Source organism: Traorella massiliensis, assembly GCF_900104665.1.
Classification (GTDB): domain Bacteria; phylum Bacillota_I; class Bacilli_A; order Erysipelotrichales; family Erysipelotrichaceae; genus Traorella; species Traorella massiliensis.
Genome location: NZ_LT629969.1, coordinates 430,626 through 451,068, shown reverse-complemented (window position 1 = coordinate 451,068; position 20,443 = coordinate 430,626). Strand labels below are relative to the sequence as shown.

Genomic DNA, 20,443 nt, shown 5'->3' with positions numbered 1-20,443 from the left:
AATATTCTTATATGTGATTATTCAATAGAGTTAATGATCAAATAGGAATAGTCGAACGATAATACTATCACCTCATCAATTAGCTGATAAATGGTCAAGGTTCGAATAAAGAAAAAACCGAAAACCTCGATAAATAAAGGCTTTCGGTAATACTCAATGGCGTCCATAAGAGGATTTGAACCTCCGACCCCACGCTTAGGAGCGACAGTTCTGACAGCTTCAATCTACTTTAAATAATTTGATGATATTTGATACAAACATATTATCGTTTATTTTGTGATCAACATACTGATGAAATTTGTAAGTATCAATGATGTCTTCATTAAAAATAGTATTATAATTCGGATAGTTTTCTTCGATTGCATTACGAGTGATTGAATAGCTGCTTCCGCTGAAATTGAATGTGATATATTCAAGATTCTCTATCAACGTAAACAAAGAGACAGAATTATATACCAACGCTCTTTCTGTATATAGATCATCATTATCGTACCAATCTGTAAAATGATAATCGATAGTTAAACCGCAGTTTTTAGAGTCAATTTCAAATACATACCCATATTCCGCAAGAGGTAAAGCTCCAATAAGATTACCTGTGTTGCTGTTGTTACCAATGTATTTGTTTTGATATTGCAATAAATTCTCAATCGCGCTTATTTCTTGATTAAATGGGCTTGTAGGCACTGTATCAATATCGTATTGTTTTTTAGAATCTACATAATAATACTCGTTTGGTGTATCCGCATTGATGCGATACACATTATAAAATGGATTGCTATATTCGATGAGCTTGCTGCTGCCATTAAAAATCGTTATTGTCTTGTATCTATAAATTGGCGCACGTTTAAACTGTGTTACCCCAATATAGTCTGCCACAAAGAAGATGCCCAAAAGCAAAACAAACGCACAAATAGAGATTAATGCCTTTTTCAATAAAGAGAACTTTAATTCTCTAAAAATACCTGTGGCAATCATAAATAAACCGGCTAGTGAGAATAATGATCCCCAACTGCTTTCGGAGGGAAATATAGCAAAAGCACAAATACAGAATAAAATACCTACGCCCATAATAAATACAGATATGTTTTTATGTTCATTCTTGATCTTCTTATTAGAATAGTCGATAGTGCTAATGAGATTTTGTTCAGAATATTCAATAGCTTTATCTTCAGTTATTTCTTCTCCAGCTAGTAGCTCATTCAAAGAAATTTCCAATTCTTTGCTAAGCGGTTCTAATAATGACAAATCAGGCATATAATTACCATTTTCCCACCGGGATATTGTCTTGTTACTTACGCCCAGCTTTTCACCTAACTGTTCTTGTGTTAATCCTTTTTTCTTACGGTTTTTTGCAATGAATGCGCCTATCTTTTTGCTGTCCATAATATCAGCTCCTTTCAAGAAAAACATTAATCTTCCACATATAAATTTAACACCCCACAAATAGCGAATCACAAATTTTAGTATAGCTTTGTCTCAATGACCAAATAGGAAAACTCGAACTATAGTACTCTCGCCTTGTCAATTAGCTGGAAAATCAAAGGAAAAATACTTCGATTAGCTAGAAGGGCATTTTGATTAGCTAGAAAAGTAATTTTTTGCTAATTTTGATTAGCTGACCACTCAACTAAGAAGTATTTGTATATCTGTCAACCAATCACAAAATCAGCTGATTTTTCCAAGCGAAGCATCTGGAGGCTGATTAAGAAGTGAATAAAGAAAAAACCGAAAACCAGATAAAGGCTTTCGGTAATCTTCAATGGCCTCCTCAGTAGGAATCGAACCTACAACTAATCCTTAGGAGGGACTTGTTATATCCATTTAACTATGAGGAGAAGGGTGTGATTGATATGCCTGGATAACAGTATATTGACAGAAGGCGTTTCAATCATTTCAATGAACACAAGTATTATACTCTATTTTTTGAATGAAGTGAAGAAGTAAATGAGAGGATCAATAATCAGAAGGATTTTAGATGAAAAATTAATCAGGATCCATTTCCATACGAATATAAGTGACATACTGATCATGATCTCTCTGAGCAATTTCCGCAATCAGATATTCTTCATAAGCATACATACCTAGTTTCAATTGATGTAATGCTGCATAATCAATCATTTTTTGATAGGTTTGACCAATCGTATCATAATTACCTTTATGCCAGCCACACAGATATTTTCCCTTCTTACGAATATATGTATTTTGATCAAATTGTTGATCGATGATCATAAATAAATAAGAAAAATCTAAATAATCTTGATTTTTGATCTTATCGATTTTCAACATACAACCCACCGCTTCTTGAGTGAAAACATGATTTTCACGACAAAAATGAGCATACTCCTCCATAAATGAAGCAAAGTTTTTACTAGAAGAATTTTCAAGATCATTGCTGCAAAGCAAAATTTCTTCAGGATATTCTCTGATACAAATTTCCTCCTCTTCATGGGTCACCGCAAACAAAGTGCTCTCTTTCATTGATTTCATCATCTTTTTTAATGAGAGCAACTGTTGAATCTCATGATCGACTTCTTCAAACTTTTCATCGAGGAGCTTAAGAAATAAATGAGGATCACGTTGCTGAAGAAAGGATTGAATATCTTTTAATGACATACCCATTTTCTTTAAATTGAGGATGGCAGAAAAGGTATCAAATTGGTGATATGAATAATAACGATATCCATGCTCATTAACATAGATCGGTTGAAATAAACCAATATCGTCATAATGAAACAAAACATGTTTTGGAATACCGCAAATCTTGGCAAATTGACCAGCAGTTAAATATTTTTCTTTTTTCATCACAATTCCCCCTTGACTATCAAGTTACTTTATAGTTTATGATAAAAGAGTTTGTACAATTCGTCAAGAAAGGATGTGAAAGTTTGAAACTTATTTTTAAATATTTAAAACGTTATAAAAAATTATTTTTGATCAATGTTATTTCAGCATTTGGATTTGTGCTTGTAGAACTGGGAATTCCAACGATCATTGCCGATATGATTGATGTTGGGGTTCAAAATGCTGATACAAATTATTTAATCCAAATGGGATTGATCATGGCAATGATTTCTATTATCGGAGTCAGTATGACGGTCTTACTAGGTTATTGCTGCGCAAATATCTCAACAGCGATTACACGTGATATTCGAAATGATATTTTTGCTCATGCACAAACATTTACAGCTTACGAATTCAATCAATTTGGAATTTCATCGATGATTACAAGAACGAATAACGATGCCTTTCAAATTCAAATGTTTGTAAATGTCTTATTACGAACTGCGCTTATGACACCAATCATGTTTATTGCGAGTTTTTTTATGACTGCAAAAGCATCATTACCTTTAAGTGGGATTATTGCCGCAACAATTCCTTTAATCGTTTTAGGGGTGATACTTGTTGCGAAAATGAGTCAGCCAATTTCTGAAAAGCAGCAATCGATGCTTGATCGATTGAATCGTATCTCACGTGAAAACTTAAGTGGAATTCGTGTCATTCGAGCGTTTGATAACGATGCATATGAACAACAGCGTTTTGATGAAACCAATGAACAATTCACCGCTCAATCAAAGAAATTATTTAAGATCATGATGATGACATCACCTATTTTCTTCATGCTCATGAATATTGCGGGTCTATGTATTTATTGGGTAGCTTCTTTATTGATTCAAAATGGTCAGCTCTCGTTGGGACAACTTGTAGCCTTCATGGATTATTTGTTCCATGCGATGTTTTCAATCATGCTATTCTGTACTGTGTTTATGATGTATCCACGTGCAGCTGTCAGTGCAAAACGTATTCAGGAAGTCTTAGATACAAAACCATTGATTCAAAATGAAGGAAACATGAGTGGAAATGAACAGGACGGAACGATTACCTTCGATCATGTGACTTTCGTCTATCCAGATGGTGAAGAACCCGTCTTAAAAGATGTCTGTTTTACTGCGAAGAAAGGGGAAACGATTGCATTTATCGGAAGTACGGGTTCTGGAAAAAGTACCCTTGTTAACTTAATTCCTCGTTTTTATGATGTCAGCGAAGGGGCGATTCGTATCAATGGTATCGATATCCGCAATTATGATGTGATGGACTTACGATCTCATTTAGGAGTTATTCCTCAAAAAGCATTTTTATTCCACGGAACGATTGCGGACAATATCCGCTTTGGAAAACCTGATGCGACTAAGGAAGAAATCGAACATGCTGCCAAAGTTGCCCAAGCTTATTCTTTTATCATGGAAAAAGAACATGGCTTTGATGAAGAAATTACGGAAAGTGCAACCAATATTTCAGGGGGACAAAAACAACGACTCTCCATTGCTCGTGCTTTAGTAAGAAAACCTGAAATCTATATTTTTGATGATTCTTTCTCAGCCCTTGATTTTAAGACAGATGCGACATTACGTCATGAATTGAAAAAAGAAACTAAAGATTCAATCGTGATCGTTGTTGCTCAACGTATTTCTACGATCATGGATGCTGATCAGATCATTGTGCTAAACGAAGGAAATGTGATTGGTCATGGAACCCATAAAGAATTGTTGAAAAACTGTCAAATTTATCGTGAGATTGCATTATCTCAATTAAGTGAGGAGGAATTGTCTCATGAATAAGAAATTAGCGTCGATTACGAAAACGATTTCTGGAATCAGACCTTTTATCGCTCCTTATAAATGGCAGTTTATTGGAGCTATTGTCATGGTCATACTAAGTGTCGTAGCCATGGTTTCAGCACCAAGTGTTGAAGGTATGATCACTACTCAATTAGCAAATGACATAGCACTTGCGGAAAGCTTAGGCAGTTTACAGATTCATTTTGATGCAATTATCAGGATCATGGTGATTTTGGCTTTAATTTATCTTGTGAAAACACTCTCCCAAGTCTTTGCAATCACCTGGTTAACCAATGCAATCCAGCATGCAATGCGTGATTTACGAAATGCATTACAAAATAAAATACGTCGATTACCCGTTCGTTATTTTGATAATCACCCCTTTGGTGATGTATTAAGCCGTATCACCAATGATGTGGATGCGATCAGTAATGCTCTCCAGCAAAGTTTCGTCAATGTGGTCAGTGGTATCCTAACGATTACCTTAGCGCTTATCATGATGATCCGCATTTCACCTTTAATGGCATTGATTGCTTTTATGATCATTCCCTTATCGCTTTTGATTACGATTTTTATTGTTACTCGTTCACAAAAACGATTCCAGGCGCAACAAGATGCCCTTGGTGCCTTAAATGGAGCAATCACAGAAATGTATACGGGATACAATGAAATCTTGTTATTCAACAAACAAGAAGATTCAATTAAAAAGTTCAAAAAGCTCAATGATCATTTACGTAACAATGCATGCAAAGCTCAATTTATTTCAAGTACAATTGGACCTTTAAATTCATTAGTTACGTATTTAACGATCGGAACAGTTGCTGTTGTAGGAACTTTCCAGATTCTAGCAGGTAATATTACCGTTGGAAATTTGCAAGCATTTGTTCGTTATATCTGGCAGGTCAACGATCCTCTTTCTCAGATTTCTTCGCTTTCATCTCAAATTCAAGCGGCCTTTGCTGCCATGGAACGTGTGATAGATATTTTAAATGAAGAGGAAGAAATACCTGAACTAAATCCGCCAAAACACATCAAAGATATGAAAGGAAATATTTCATTTAATCATGTACGATTTGGTTATGGTGAAACCGATTTGATGAAAGATCTCAATATTGAAGTCAAAAGCGGTCAGATGGTGGCAATTGTTGGACCAACAGGTGCAGGTAAAACAACTTTGATCAACTTGCTATTACGTTTCTATGATGTACGTGGTGGAAGCATTTGTATTGATGGTGTAGATATTCGAGAAATGAAACGTGGAGAACTTCGTAGCATGTTTGGAATGGTTCTTCAAGATACATGGTTATTTTCAGGAAGCATCTATGATAATATTCGTTATGGCCGCTTAAATGCACGTAAAGATGAAATCATTGCGGCGGCAAAAATGGCTAATGTTCACCACTTTATCCGAACATTACCAGACGGTTATCATTCATTGGTCAATGAAGAAGCAAATAACATTTCGCAAGGTGAAAAACAGTTGTTAACGATTGCACGTGCTATTTTAAAAGATCCAAAGATCTTGATCTTAGATGAAGCAACCTCTTCTGTTGATACACGTTTGGAAAAAATGATCCAGGAAGCGATGCACCGTGTCATGGAAGGAAGAACAAGCTTTGTGATTGCACATCGTTTATCAACGATTCGTAATGCAGATTTAATTTTAGTCATGAACCATGGTGATATCATTGAACAAGGAACTCATGAAGAATTGCTAGCTAAAAAAGGCTTTTATGAAAAACTGTATAATTCACAGTTTGCGGATGCTGAATAATTTAAGATTATAGACAATTAAGAGTGAATATGATAACATACGATTCCCAAATAAATAGAAACCCCAGTGTTGCCTCACTGGGGTTTCATTTGGAGTGAGTGTCATAGCCTCTTAATGTTTAGTTATTCTGATATACAAAAACAGTCAAACAAAAGCATTCTTTTACAATCATCGTATATTCTTCTCCCTTTTTTTATGCCGCCTACTCTTATATATCCACAAAAAGATATTTTTCTCAAAAATAATAAAAGAATTTTGTTTTTATCATTATCTTATTACACTTCACTTTAAATTTTTGTTGGTAAATAGTAACTCAAAAAAATATAATTTCTAAAAAATCTCTTTACTTATTTTATAAAAATGAGTAATATATATAAGTACCTGCGGACGTGGTGGAATGGTAGACACGCTACTTTGAGGGGGTAGTGAGTGTATGCTCGTGTGAGTTCAAATCTCATCGTCCGCACCATTGGGAAATCTGTTCGAACAGCACGAACTTTTGATATAGGAATCAATCAGAAATGATTGATTTTTTCATTTATATAAAAACTATGACTTTGTATTATCGTTATTGTATCGATTTTATTCAATCATTTTATATTATCTATTATTTAAAATTTATATTTTAATTCATTTCCACTATATCAAGGATGGAAATATTATTACCTTTCCAATTCCTGTATTGACAACAACAAAAATATCTCCATCAAATTTTATCATAAAGACACTTATTTCTCTTAAAAAGTACTCATAAACAAAATCAACTGACAACCTTTGTAGTGATATCTGTTACAATTCCGAACAAACTATCTTTCCCTGGAATGATGCTAATATCTATATATTTTCCTGGGATCATATACTGCAACATCTTATCATTTACATATAGAGTACGACTCATAACACTGTCTCCTGCTATATTATCTGTAATACGCACAATCACTTCCGCTTCCTGATCTCCAGCTTCTTTTTTTCCGGTCAGCCGAAAACTTTCCAGTAGTGCCTTTTTAATCACACTGTTTCTGGCAAGTTCCATTCGCTGATCATAGGATAATTCCTCCGGATGCCTTTGACATTGATAACGGGCGATAAGCTCGTCTATCAATGCAATATCAGGGGCATTATCACCTATGGCATGAGAACAATTTTCCGGATCATAACGAATAGAAATCACCTCTCCGGGAGCAAGCATGGAAATTTGTATTAACGGTATGTTTTCTGTTACAGTAGTTTGAAAAAAAGTTCCATCTTTTGTTAAAGCATCCAGCACGAAACAAAATTCCGGGTTTTCGTTGATATATCTTCCCGTCTGTTTCATAGAGCGAATGACTCCTATTGTCTTTGCAGTATAGATATCATTTTGATACTGTTCTTGTTTCTTTTGACGTCTGTTGTATAAATTAAAGGATATAATTCCAGGCAGAATCACCATCACGAATATTAGCAAGACAATTATCAATACTGCCAGTATAGTCACTATTACTACTAATACTTGGGGAGTCTGTAAAATATAATTAACAAGCCAATCAAAAAATTCTCCATTATTGTTCATGATAAACTGCCTTCCTTAGACCAGATGCTACAGCAGTATCCAATGCGAAAGCAAAAAGATTTTCTTTGCCTGGAACGATGTACACATCCACATATCGCCCATTGATCAAATACTCCAATGCATCATTTGTCACATATAAGGTTCGTGCAATCGTAGGATCCTCTAGCCCCCCTTCTGATAGCTGAATAACAGCTTCTGCTTCCCAGTCCCCAGCTTCTTGCCTGCCAGTCAGCCGAAAGCTTTTCAACAAAACTTTTTTCATCACACCATTTTTCAATAAATCCATTCGTTGTACATAAGAAAGATCCTCCGGATGCTTCTGGCACTGATAGCGCACTACAAGTTCTTCAGCCAAGGATTGATCCGGATTATCATCCCACACAGCCTGGCTCCGGTTTTCTGAATTATATCGGATTGGGATCGCCATGCCAGGAATCATAGTCGCTATCTTTGTCAAAGGAATAATTTTCTGAACACTGGTCTGAAACACTGTTCCGTCCTTTGCTAAAGCATCTAATTCAAAAAGAAGCTGAGGGTTTTCATTGACATATATTCCAGTCTGCTGTTTAGTACGAATAAATCCCACGGTCTGTACTGTACAGTCTTTTTTTCTGACTTGGCCTTTCCTCATTCCGTGCATTACAAATAAAATGGAAATGACAACCATCAGGATAGTAAGCGCTGTGATAATCCAACTGATATAATGCGAGTATGTCCCTTCATAATTTACTCCCATAAAATACACACCTTCCATTGATATTTTAATTATATCTCGATCATTACCTAACTTCTATCATGAGCAAGTTAAGACTACATAAATTTTCAGTAAAATAGGAAGTTGCATATAAACATTAACTATTTTCAAGTGTTTTATCTTATTCTTACCACATTTTTATCACTTTCATATATCACTTTTTTCTAAAAGTTATCAATCATAAAAAAAGCCTAATAAAAGCAATATAATAGCTATAACAAAGACTGCTTGTTCGAACAAATACCTCTAGCATCAGTTACTAACAAAAATTACAGACATATGATAGATAAAAAGTTATCAAAGTAAAAAATAAACTCTTTTAAAAAGGCATAAACCCAAAATTTTATTTGAAGTTTATGCCTATTAGATAAGTTTTACTCACCCGATTTTTTTATATTTTCTTTTTAAAACAAATAGAAGTAAAGCACTTGCAGACAATAAGCTTACATAAACTCCTACTATACCGGTATCACTTGTTTCTGGTGTTTGAACTTCTGTATCTTCTAATACAGGTATTTCTACTGCCTCTTTCACATGTCCGCAGATACTACATTCTTCATGTTTCAGACCTGTTTCTGTAGCTGTTGCTTCTTTATCCGTTACCCACGCATATGTATGCACCGCTTCATTTATTTTTTCACCACATTCACAGGTATTCCAATGACTTGTTTCATCAGAATGCCAGCCTGATCCATCGGCAGTATGCTCCGTCAGCTTTGGAATAATAAGATCCTTTAATGTAAACTCATTTCTTCCGGCACCATCTTTAAAGTATTTATCACAATATTCACAATACCAGTAAGCAATATTCCCATCTTCTAAATGAGTAGCATCTTTAGCTTCGACATATTTCATATCGTGTCTTACTTCATAAGTTACTTCAAAGCGGGCATGATCTCTATAATTACCATCTTCACTTGTATAAGTGATAAAGCCTTTTAAGGTCGATCTTGTTTCAGCACTTAGACCATCTTTTAGTTTGATCGATACTTTAGCTTCTTCATTTGGTTTTAAAGTATTCTTATCAAGAGTGATGATAAGCCAAGGATTTGCTCCATGATCTTCTAAAAGGATTGTTTGATTGCCAGTATTTTTAATGGTTATATACTCTGGATCTTGCGGATCATAACCTTCCTTAACAGTAGGCAAGGTTATTTTAGAAGGAGTAACTGATACAGAATATACTTTATTTACTACGGTTATTTCACAAGTAGCTTTGATATTTGGATCAATTGTCGATGTAGCAGTGATTGTTGTTTTTCCCTCTTTAGTGGCAGATACCAAACCATTTGTATCAACTGTTGCCACTTCCTCATTTGATGATGCGTAAGTCACTGTTTTTTCATCATCAGGTATATCAGAGGGTTCATAATTAATTTGAGATTGGTAATCATCTCCGACATTCAGTTCTTTATTAGCATCAACAAAAGCAATTGAGTTAAGTTCGATCTTCTTGCCCCATGAGTCATTGTTTGAATGATTATATAAAGTTACATTTGATATAGGACTACTGCCTTCGGCAAGTTTTGCTTCATCGGTTACATATACAGTACCACCAGACGCAATCGCATATGTACCAGTTAATTTGATTGAGCCATTACCGCCGATCTTATATGTAGAACCCGCTGGTACATTCAGTGCATTTCTTCCTTGCCAAGTACCTCCTACTGATATCTCATTTTCACCTATGAGTGTCATATTGACATTTATTTGATTGAATTTACTGTGATTCCATGTAGAAAAATAATAAGCGTCATTATTCAAAATCTTAAAATTATTCAAAGTTATGTTCAGCGTAACCGGCTCTGGTAAATTTCGCAAGTTGTCATTGAAATTTACCGAAAAATCACCATCCATTATATTCCCGTTTGTTGTAAAGATCACTTCGTCATCAGCATCAACAACTGTTTCATTTGGCTCTCCGGTAGCAAATCTAACGATCACGTCTTCGCCACTATCATTTAAGAAGAATTCTACGTCAGGATGGGCACTAGAGATGGTGATCGTTATTTGATTGCCATTTTTGACAATAGTGTTACCACCATCGGCGCTTACTGGCGTCATTAACCCAAATACCATTAATACAGAAATAAACGATGTAAATAGCTTTCTCATTTTGTCTCCTTTCTTTCTACTTACTTAAAATATGCCAATTGCTTCTCATTAATGAAGAAAAGCTATACTTATACCTGACTTCAGGCAAAATATAGTTTTTAAATTTAGATAGTTCGTTATGAAAAAAGGCGTAATTACACTCTTGCTTGCTTGCTTGCTTGCTTGCTTGCTTGCTTGCTTGCTTGCTTGCTTGCTTGCTTGCTTGCTTGGAATTGTCGCAGCCTTCTTCATATCTGTCAAGCTCCTTTCTGATTTTTTTTCTATATCTTTAATTTATCATACTGATTTTTATTTTACAAGTAAAATTTTTTATGATAAGGATCATCAGCTCTTATGAATCGATTTTCCTATCCATCCGCCTATTAAGACACATACAAATGAAATTACTGCCGAGACAGCACTTTTTGTGAAATAAACGCAAATACCTGTAAGAAAGGCACCAGCCACAGCACCCATTAAAAATCCTATATCCTCATAATTTTTCATATGAACTTTGATCTTTTCCTTTTCTTATTTTTCTAATTTCATATATAGAACAGGATAAGGATTTCCCTGATCATCTAATTCATTTCTTTGATAAACCTTAAATCCCATATGTTCATAAAAACCTTTGGCTTGTGGATTTTGTTCATTCACTGCTAACTCATGGACATGATACTGTTCAATCCCATAATTTAATAACCGCTTCCCCAAGCCTTTTCCTCTTTCACTATTTTTAATAAACAGCATTTCAAGCTTTCCATCTTCAATTCCCATAAATGCAAGAGGATTTTTGTTTTCATCCGATGCAATGATCAGATGACCAATTTCTGATAATCCCATCGGAACATATTTTTTAATATTCTGTATTTCTTCATCTGAAAGAAACAGATGCGTTGCTCTTACAGAATCTTCCCATACTTCTAACAAAGCATTAATTAAATCATCATTCTTATCTTGTACTTCATATATATTTATCATATTTTCCCTCCGTATTTATAAAGCATTATATTTAAAACATTGCTATTATATCATAAATATTTCGATAACTTATTAAATAATCTTTATAAATAAAGCCTTTTTCTATGAATAAAATAATAAATGATACCTAAAACATCTGCCAAAAGCCAGCCAATAGGCACGGACCACCAGATGCCTATGACACCAATCTGAGGAATTGCTGAAAGTATATAAGCTAATAAAACACGTACGCCTAATGATACAATAGTCAGTATAACTGACATACCGGGTCTTGCTAAAGCACGATATAGACCATATAAAAGAAAGAGGATACCGATCATAAAATAGAAAACACCTTCGATATGTAAATACTGCATTCCAATAGCAATCACCTCTGCTCCTTCGCTCGCATCAATAAAAAGACTCATTAACGGTTTCGCAAAAATAACGACACATAAAGAAATCGCTAAGCTGAAAGCAACAGAAATAAAAGCTGCTGCTTTGATTCCTTTTTTGATACGATCACTTTTCTTGGCACCATAGTTTTGGGCAATAAAAACAGAAAATGCATTTCCAAAATCTTGAACCGGCAGGTACGCAAAAGCATCAATTTTTACGGCTGCCGCAAAAGCTGCCATAACTGTCGTTCCAAAGCTATTCACAAGTCCCTGTACTGCTAAGATTCCTAAATTCATAATTGACTGCTGTAAACAAGTTAAAGAAGAAAAATTTGTAATTCTGCGAATATTCTCTATTTTCAGCTTCACTTCTTTATCTTTTTGAAAAAGCTTTGGAAATTTAATACGGGTATATAAGGCAATACCGATGCCTGAAACATATTGTGAAATTACTGTAGCTTCGGCAGCTCCTGCCACACCTCGTTTCAGTCCTACGACAAACCACAAATCCAAAACAATATTTAAAATAGCAGATATTGCTAAAAAGATAAGAGGAACCACTGAATTTCCTAAAGAACGTAACAAAGAAGCAAAAAAATTATATAAAAAGATACCAATCATACCTGCAAAGATAACAATCAGATATTCACGCATCAGCCCACTCAGGTTAGCAGGTGTACGTAAAACCCAAATAATCCAGTCAATACCGGCAAATATAAGAATATTTAATACAATTGTAACAATACTTAAAAGAACAAAGGATGCAAGAATATCTTCTTTTAATCCTTGTTCATCCTTTTTTCCATAACGAATTGAAAAGACAGTACCGCTTCCCATCGAAAGTCCTAAAAGAATTGAAGTAAGAAAGGTCATCAAAGAGAAAGCTGAGCCTACAGCGGCTAATGCATTTTCTCCCAAATATTTCCCTACAATAAGCGTATCCGCTATATTGTAGCACTGCTGAAGCAGATCACCTAAGATCATCGGAATCGCAAAACAAAGCATTGTTTTTACGATGGGACCTTTTGTTAATTCATTTTCCATTGAAATATCACCAGATTTCCTTTCGTAAGTTTTTTATTAACAATCGTAATATATTATAGCTTTTTCTATAAACATATGTCAATATTATCTTTGCCTTATTATTGACGTCTTATTTTCTAGACTATATAATTATCAAAAAGAGAGGTGTATCTTTCATGTTTTTAAATGGACTTGACGAAACGGATCAAAAGATTGTCCAGCTTTTAATTCAAAATGCCCGTATGTCTTATTCTGAAATTGGAGCGCAAATCGGTATTTCACGCGTCGCTGTTAAAATGCGCGTCCAAGCCCTTGAACAAAAAGGAATCATTGAAGAATATACAACCATTATCAATCCTCAAAAAATTAGCGGGGCTGTTTCCTGCTACTTTGAAATTGAGACAAAACCGGATGCCTTAATGGAAGTTGCACAAATTTTGAATAACAATGATATTATTACCCAGATTTATCGTGTGACCGGTAAAAGTAAGCTCCATGTTCATGCAGTTGCTTCTTCTGGAGAAGAAATGGAAAACCTCATTTATAATACAATTGATAAGCTGCCCGGAATCATTGAATGTAGCAGCAATATGATCCTTTCTAGAATCAAAGATATCAAAGGACTAAGATTATAAAAAAATCCATGAGCTATGAAGCTTTTGGATTTTTTACAATAAAATTTGAATCAGCAGATCAATGACCCATGTTCCAATACCACAAAGAAAAGTAAGCCAGAACACCCATTTTTGATCACAATATCTTTCTACATAAGAAAATTTAGGACGATGAGGATCATAAAAGACATCGATTTCACTGTTTAATGGATATAATTCTTCCATAGGATTTTTATAAATACCTACAAAAGTATTCGTATGACGTTTGATGATCAGCCTCTGTTTCTCATCAGCTTCAACTTCCAATTCATTTTTATGAAAAGGAGTTGTTACATTTTTTACGATATATGCTTTAAATATCGGTCCTTTTACTTGATACTCTTTTCCATCCACCCAATAATTTACAATAGGTAAATGAACACCACTTCCCTTGCTTCCATATCTGGCCATTGTATATCCAGTTACGATTCCCTTTGTTTTTTTATTACATCTTTTATCTTGAATCAGATACTTATAAAAAAGGGTAAAGGAAAGGAAAATTAAAACAAAACCTCCTAATAATAAAAATATTCCAAATACTAGTTTTATCATTTCATGTTCGCTCATATTTTCTCCTTTAATGAATAAAATTATCGACATATCTATTTTATACAAATTAACGGTTTTATTCAAACTATGATTCTTTTTAATTTTAGATAAAGGTATACTATGATATAATATGTTGGATTATTTTGATCATCATGAGGGTGAACATATGCAAGGAGTGAGTACATGCTTCAGATCAAAAATATTTATAAGGAATATAAAACCGGTAATTTAGTTCAAAAAGCATTAGATGGAGTGTCTTTTAACCTTCGTGATAATGAATTTGTGGCTGTTTTAGGCCCTAGTGGTTCCGGTAAGACAACGATGTTGAATATTATTGGCGGTTTAGACCGTTATGACAGTGGTGATTTGATCATTAATGGTATTTCTACTAAAAACTATAAAGATAAAGATTGGGACAGCTATCGTAATCATACGATAGGCTTTGTTTTTCAAAGCTATAATCTGATTCCTCATCAAAGTGTTCTGTCAAATGTAGAACTTGCTTTAACAATATCTGGAATTTCTAAAAACGAAAGACGGAAACGTGCATTGCAGGCTCTGGATGAAGTTGGTTTAAAAGAGCAGTCCCACAAAAAGCCAAACCAGCTATCAGGAGGTCAGATGCAGCGTGTTGCCATTGCTAGAGCTCTTGTCAATGATCCAGATATTCTTTTGGCTGATGAACCGACAGGAGCTTTAGATAGCGATACGAGCATTCAGGTCATGGATTTATTAAAAGAAGTGGCAAAAGATCGTCTGGTCGTAATGGTAACACATAATCCTGAATTAGCTGAAGCTTATGCTACACGTATCATTAAACTTCGTGATGGTAAGATCTTATCTGACAGCAATCCATTTGCAGTTGATGAAAGTTCGCTAGAGAAACCTCAGCATAAAAATATGGGTAAATCATCCATGTCACTTCTGACAGCCCTGGCTTTAAGTTTTAATAACCTAAAAACAAAAAAAGGAAGAACTTTGCTGACTTCATTTGCCGGCTCGATTGGAATTATTGGAATCTCTTTGATTTTGTCTCTTTCAAATGGCGTCAGCACATATATCAGCAATATTGAGGAAGAAACTCTTTCTGAATATCCTTTAGAACTTCAAAGCAGCAGTTTTGATATGACTACTATGTTCTCAAATGCTTCCAGTCAAATTGATGAAGAGCAACAGGGTGAAATAAAAGTAAATGAAATGCTGACAAATATATTTTCAAAAGTAGGTTCTAATGATCTTGCTTCTTTAAAAAGATATCTTGAGGAAGATGAAAGTGGCATTGATGAGTATGTCAAAGCTATCGAATATGAATACAATATTGTCCCTCAGATATACAGCATCAACGATGGAAAAATAAGACAAGTCAATCCAGATAGCTCATTTGCAGCCTTAGGATTTTCTTCAACGAATACATCTAACAGTATGGTAGCTTCAATGACTAGTACGGATGTCTTTGCTGCCATGCCGGCGAATACCGATTTATTTGCAGATCAATATGATATGAAAGCCGGACATTGGCCTCAAAACTATAATGAGTGTGTGCTTGTTCTTAGTTCAAGAGGAAGTATCAGTGATTTTCTTCTTTATACATTAGGACTTCGTGATTATGATGATTTAGATGCGATGATTCGTCAGTTTGCCGCAAATGAAAACGTAACCGTACCGGAAAATACGACAGCATATGATTATGACGATATCCTTGGTTTAACTTTTAAGTTGATCAATGCTTATGATCAATATCAATATGATGAAGAATATCAGATATGGGTTGATAAGTCTGATGATGACGCTTATATGAAAGAAGTCGTTGAAAAGGGTGAAGATCTGACAATTGTCGGTATCGTTCAGCCAAAAGAAGGTACAACGGCAGCTATGCTGACAAGTGGTATCTATTATCCTGCTTCCCTGACCAGTCATTTAATTGAAGAAGCTGCCAATAGTCCAATTGTTCAAAGTCAGCTGGCATCTCCACAAATTGATGTATTCACCGGCAATGTCTTTGGTGAAGAAAGTGAAACTTCCTTTGATCTCTCTTCCATATTTTCAATCAATACGGATGTGCTGCAATCTGCCTTTATTATTGATGAAAGCAGAATCAATATTGATATGACCAGCTTAAATGAAGCTCTTGCAAATATCACTCTGCCATCTTTTGATTTAAGTCAGATCTTATCACAGATAGAATTTGATCTACCTGAAGATGCTTTGCAGGGTACAATGGAAATGATCATAACTGATTTTCAAAACTATCTTCTTGAAAACACAGATATTGCTTCCTTCCCTCAGCAATTTGAAGAATATCTCTCATCTCAACAAGTTATTGAAAAAATACAGCATGCTATTGAAGGCTTTATTGAAGAAAACGGTAGTATTAATATCACATCTGAACAACTACAAAGTCTTTTTATGGAAATACTGGAAGATTATCAAAAATATGCCAGTGCTAATGATATGTTTGATATTACTCAGTTAGATCAATATTTCTCTGATTATATTCATTCTGAAGAAACAAAGCAAATGCTTTCTTCTGAGTTAAGTACACTTCTTCAGGAAAGCGGTATTGAAGCACAGTTTGCAGCGGCTATGCAGCAGGCAGTCAATGAAGCTATGGCTTCACTTTCAACCACGATCCAGCAGGAAATGACAAATATGATGACACAGCTAAGTTCATCTATGGCTGATGCGATCCTTTTTGATGCTGATGTCTTTGCTGATGCGATTGAGATAAAAATGAGTGAAAATGATTTAGCACAGCTTCTTTCTTCAATGTCAACCAGAGAGAATGTTTCTTATGAAAATAATCTTCAAAAGTTAGGTTATGCAGATATAGATAATCCTTACAGTATCAATATCTATCCTAAAGATTTTGAAAGTAAAGAAGAAGTATTAGGGATCTTAGATCAATACAACACAAACATGGAAATGGCTGGTAAAGAAGATCAGGTAGTTACTTATATGGATTTAGTAGGCACTCTTATGACTTCAGTTACAGACATTATCAATGTTATCAGTTATGTTTTGATTGCTTTTGTTGCCATATCTCTAGTAGTTTCTTCCATCATGATTGGCGTCATAACTTATATCAGTGTATTAGAACGTAAGAAAGAAATTGGTATCCTACGTGCTATTGGTGCTTCTAAACGCAATATTTCACAGGTATTCAATGCCGAAACTTTCATTATCGGTCTATGTGCAGGACTGATGGGTATCCTCATTACCCTGCTCTTGCTGATTCCTGGAAATCAGATCATTCATTCTATTGCCGGTCAAGAAAATATCAATGCGATACTGCCTGTAGGCGCTGCGATCATTCTAGTTCTTCTCAGTGTAGTGCTCACATTAATTGGAGGTTTAATACCTTCAAGAAAGGCCGCTAAAGAAGATCCAGTCATTGCTTTAAGAACAGATTAATTTAAAAGCAGGTTTTCCATTTTGGATCAAACCTGCTTTTTTTATGCAATTATTACTATGCAACAATATTAACAATTTTACCTTTAATGACAATAAACTTACGAATTTCTTTGCCTTCAATCTGAGCCTGAACCGTTTTCAATGCGAGAGCATTTTCTTTAATTTCCTCTTCACTTGCATCCTTTTTAACTTTAATGGTTCCTCTCAGCTTTCCATTGACCTGTACAGCAATTTCTACACTGTCCTCCACTAAGAAAGATTCATCGTAAGCTGGCCAGCTTTCATAAGTAATACTTTCATGATGTCCTAAATGTTCCCAGATTTCTTCTCCAAGATGAGGAGCAAAACAAGATAGCATCTTTACAAAGCCTTCCGCATATTCACGATACAGCGTATCAGCTTTATAAGCATCATTGATGAAGATCATCATCTGTGAAATAGCTGTATTTAAATTTAAGCTTTCAATATCCTTTGTGACCTTTTTAACTGTGTAATGATAGCTCTTATCAAGAACATGATCATTTGTATCAGTAATACGATCCATTTCAACAATCAGACGATATACACGTTCCAGCCATCTTCTTGAGCCTTCAACACCCTGTTCGCTCCAAGGTTTGCTAGCTTCTAAAGGTCCCATGAACATTTCATAAAGTCTTAAAGTATCAGCACCATATTTTTCTACGACATCATTTGGGTTTACAACAAATTCAGGATAACGTTTTCCCATCTTAATACCATTGGCACCTAAGATATATCCTTGATGAACCAGCTTTTTAAATGGTTCTTTTGTTGGTACCAATCCTTTGTCATAAAGATAGTTGTTCCACATTCTTGAATAAAGAAGATGACCTACCGCATGTTCAGGACCACCAATATACAAATCTACTGGCATCCAGTGTTTCAACAGTTCATAATCAGCAAAAGCTTCATCATTATGCGGATCGATATAACGCAAGAAGTACCAGCTGCTTCCAGCACTTCCAGGCATCGTACTCGTTTCACGTTTTCCCTTAACACCATTGATTTCGACATTGACCCAGTCTGTTGCCTTTTCAAGAGGACTTGCACCACTTTTTCCTGGGGAATAATCTTCTAGTTCAGGAAGGATCAAAGGTAATTCATCATCGCTTAACGCAACCATATCGCCATTTTCAAGATGGACGATAGGAATTGGTTCACCCCAATAACGCTGACGGGCAAAGATCCATTCACGTAAACGATAATTCACATGTTTGCTTCCACAATGATGTTCTTCTAGCCATGCAAGCATTTTATCAATCGCATCTTGCTTATTCAAACCATCTAAGAATTCAGAATTCATATGAATTCCATCTTCTTCATGGGCATGTTCACTGATATCACCACCTGCAAGTACCTGGATGATTTCTAAACCAAATTTTTTCGCAAAATCATAATCACGCTGATCATGAGCCGGTACGGCCATGATCGCCCCTGTTCCATAAGTTGCCAATACATAATCACTGATCCAAATCGGTATCTTCTTTCCATTTACAGGATTGATTGCATATGCCCCTGTAAAGACACCTGTTTTCTCTTTATTCAATTCTGTTCTTTCTAAATCTGACTTACCAGCACAGACCTTCTTATAAGACTCTACATTCGCTCTACATTCATCTGTAGTGATCACATCAATAAGACGATGCTCAGGAGCTAAAACACAGTAAGTCGCCCCAAAAAGCGTATCACAGCGTGTAGTAAAAACAGTAAAGCTTTCATCATGACCATCCACTTTAAAATCTACATGAGCCCCAATTGATTTGCCAATCCAGTTACGCTGCATCTCTTTGGTTGATTCCGGCCAGTCAATTTCATCCAGCCCTTCCAAAAGACGTTCTGCATACTGAACAATATCAATGACCCATTGACGCATGTTTTTACGAACAACAGGATAACCGCCTCTTTCACTCTTGCCATCTACGATCTCATCATTCGCCAATACTGTTCCTAATTCTTCACACCAGTTCACTGGCATTTCAACACATTTCGCAAGACCATCATTAAATAACTGTTTAAAGATCCACTGTGTCCATTTATAAAAAGATGGATCACAGGTAGATACTTCTTTTGTCCAGTCATAGCTAAAACCAAGCATCTTCAACTGCTGGGTAAAAGTTTCAATATTTTTCTTCGTAAATCCATCTGGATGATTTCCTGTCTGAATTGCATATTGCTCTGCCGGCAATCCAAAACTATCAAATCCCATCGGATGCAAAACATTATAACCCTGCATCCTTTTCATTCGACAAACAATATCCGTTGCTGTATAACCTTCCGGATGTCCCGCATGCAAACCTACTCCTGATGGATAAGGAAACATATCTAAAGCATAAAACTTAGGTTTTGAAAAATCATGAACATCCGTATAAAATGTCTGATGCTTATCCCAGTATTGCTGCCATTTTGATTCCATCTTCTTATGATCAAATCCCATAACTCTCCTCCTAATAAATAAAAAAAGCACCCTCTAAGGACGCTTAGCGTGGTACCACCTTAGTTCACCAAAAGTGCACTCAATATCCATAACGCTGGATTAGCAGGCTCCTTAGCAAGTTCATCCATTGCCATGACTGATTTCCACCGTCCATCAGCTCTCTATCCATAACGCCGGATTACTACTCTAATTCATCGCCATTTACCTATT

The 20,443-nt window shown here is 35.3% G+C and carries 15 protein-coding genes, 2 tRNA genes and 1 other annotated feature; of the genes, 5 read left to right on the top strand and 12 right to left on the bottom strand.

Annotated features, from left to right (window positions below; all coding sequences use genetic code 11):
• Positions 1–219: 219 nt before the first annotated feature.
• The 3 genes from BQ5367_RS09380 to BQ5367_RS09370 form a co-directional block, all read right to left on the bottom strand.
• Entirely contained in the window at positions 220–1,383 is a 1,164-nt protein-coding gene (locus BQ5367_RS09380; protein ID WP_161940487.1) for a DUF4825 domain-containing protein, read from the bottom strand.
• Positions 1,384–1,760: 377 nt separating this feature from the next.
• Positions 1,761–1,835 (bottom strand) — tRNA-Arg (locus BQ5367_RS09375).
• Between the two features lie 148 nt (positions 1,836–1,983).
• A complete protein-coding gene (locus BQ5367_RS09370) occupies positions 1,984–2,802 on the bottom strand; it encodes a MerR family transcriptional regulator (protein WP_071442254.1) in 819 nt (272 codons plus the stop codon).
• Positions 2,803–2,885: 83 nt separating this feature from the next.
• Here BQ5367_RS09370 and BQ5367_RS09365 point away from each other — a divergent pair, with 83 nt between their 5' ends.
• From BQ5367_RS09365 to BQ5367_RS09355, 3 genes are all read left to right on the top strand, one after another.
• On the top strand, positions 2,886–4,616 hold the full coding sequence (locus BQ5367_RS09365; protein WP_071442253.1) for an ABC transporter ATP-binding protein: 1,731 nt from the start codon (positions 2,886–2,888) through the stop codon (positions 4,614–4,616).
• Positions 4,609–6,390: an ABC transporter ATP-binding protein gene (locus BQ5367_RS09360; protein WP_071442252.1), complete on the top strand. Its 1,782-nt coding sequence runs from the start codon at positions 4,609–4,611 to the stop codon at positions 6,388–6,390. Before BQ5367_RS09365 ends, BQ5367_RS09360 begins: the two co-directional genes overlap by 8 nt.
• A gap of 383 nt (positions 6,391–6,773) precedes the next feature.
• Positions 6,774–6,859: transfer RNA gene (locus tag BQ5367_RS09355), tRNA-Leu, on the top strand.
• Positions 6,860–7,150: 291 nt separating this feature from the next.
• Here BQ5367_RS09355 and BQ5367_RS09350 read toward each other — a convergent pair.
• From BQ5367_RS09350 to BQ5367_RS09325, 7 genes are all read right to left on the bottom strand, one after another.
• Positions 7,151–7,939, bottom strand: coding sequence for a hypothetical protein (locus BQ5367_RS09350; RefSeq protein WP_071442251.1), 789 nt, complete (start codon positions 7,937–7,939; stop codon positions 7,151–7,153).
• Positions 7,929–8,675, bottom strand: a complete 747-nt coding sequence (locus BQ5367_RS09345; RefSeq protein WP_071442250.1) for a hypothetical protein — start codon at positions 8,673–8,675, stop codon at positions 7,929–7,931. The genes BQ5367_RS09350 and BQ5367_RS09345 overlap by 11 nt, the downstream gene beginning before the upstream one ends.
• Positions 8,676–9,071: 396 nt before the next feature.
• Positions 9,072–10,808, bottom strand: coding sequence for an Ig-like domain-containing protein (locus BQ5367_RS09340; RefSeq protein WP_071442249.1), 1,737 nt, complete (start codon positions 10,806–10,808; stop codon positions 9,072–9,074).
• A gap of 48 nt (positions 10,809–10,856) precedes the next feature.
• Positions 10,857–11,039, bottom strand: coding sequence for a hypothetical protein (locus BQ5367_RS13400; RefSeq protein ID WP_071442248.1), 183 nt, complete (start codon positions 11,037–11,039; stop codon positions 10,857–10,859).
• Between the two features lie 93 nt (positions 11,040–11,132).
• Positions 11,133–11,294 carry a hypothetical protein gene (locus BQ5367_RS13535; protein WP_154667090.1) on the bottom strand — a complete coding sequence of 54 codons (162 nt, stop codon included), beginning with the start codon at positions 11,292–11,294 and terminating at the stop codon, positions 11,133–11,135.
• Between the two features lie 24 nt (positions 11,295–11,318).
• Entirely contained in the window at positions 11,319–11,768 is a 450-nt protein-coding gene (locus BQ5367_RS09330; RefSeq protein ID WP_143052382.1) for a GNAT family N-acetyltransferase, read from the bottom strand.
• 83 nt (positions 11,769–11,851) lie between these two features.
• Entirely contained in the window at positions 11,852–13,189 is a 1,338-nt protein-coding gene (locus tag BQ5367_RS09325) for an MATE family efflux transporter (RefSeq protein WP_071442247.1), read from the bottom strand.
• 155 nt (positions 13,190–13,344) lie between these two features.
• On the opposite strand from BQ5367_RS09325, the gene BQ5367_RS09320 reads away from it, so the two are divergent.
• The gene (locus BQ5367_RS09320) at positions 13,345–13,803 is read left to right on the top strand and encodes an Lrp/AsnC family transcriptional regulator (RefSeq protein WP_071442246.1); all 459 of its coding nucleotides are present in this window, start codon (positions 13,345–13,347) and stop codon (positions 13,801–13,803) included.
• Positions 13,804–13,836: 33 nt separating this feature from the next.
• Here BQ5367_RS09320 and BQ5367_RS09315 read toward each other — a convergent pair whose 3' ends face one another.
• Positions 13,837–14,388 carry a hypothetical protein gene (locus BQ5367_RS09315; RefSeq protein WP_071442245.1) on the bottom strand — a complete coding sequence of 184 codons (552 nt, stop codon included), beginning with the start codon at positions 14,386–14,388 and terminating at the stop codon, positions 13,837–13,839.
• 165 nt (positions 14,389–14,553) lie between these two features.
• Here BQ5367_RS09315 and BQ5367_RS09310 point away from each other — a divergent pair, with 165 nt between their 5' ends.
• A complete protein-coding gene (locus tag BQ5367_RS09310) occupies positions 14,554–17,781 on the top strand; it encodes an ABC transporter ATP-binding protein/permease (RefSeq protein ID WP_071442244.1) in 3,228 nt (1,075 codons plus the stop codon).
• 55 nt (positions 17,782–17,836) lie between these two features.
• On the opposite strand, the gene leuS is transcribed toward BQ5367_RS09310, so the two are convergent.
• Positions 17,837–20,233, bottom strand: coding sequence for a leucine--tRNA ligase (leuS, locus tag BQ5367_RS09305; RefSeq protein ID WP_071442243.1), 2,397 nt, complete (start codon positions 20,231–20,233; stop codon positions 17,837–17,839).
• Positions 20,234–20,265: 32 nt separating this feature from the next.
• Positions 20,266–20,437, bottom strand: a binding site (T-box leader).
• Between the last annotated feature and the right edge of the window lie 6 nt (positions 20,438–20,443).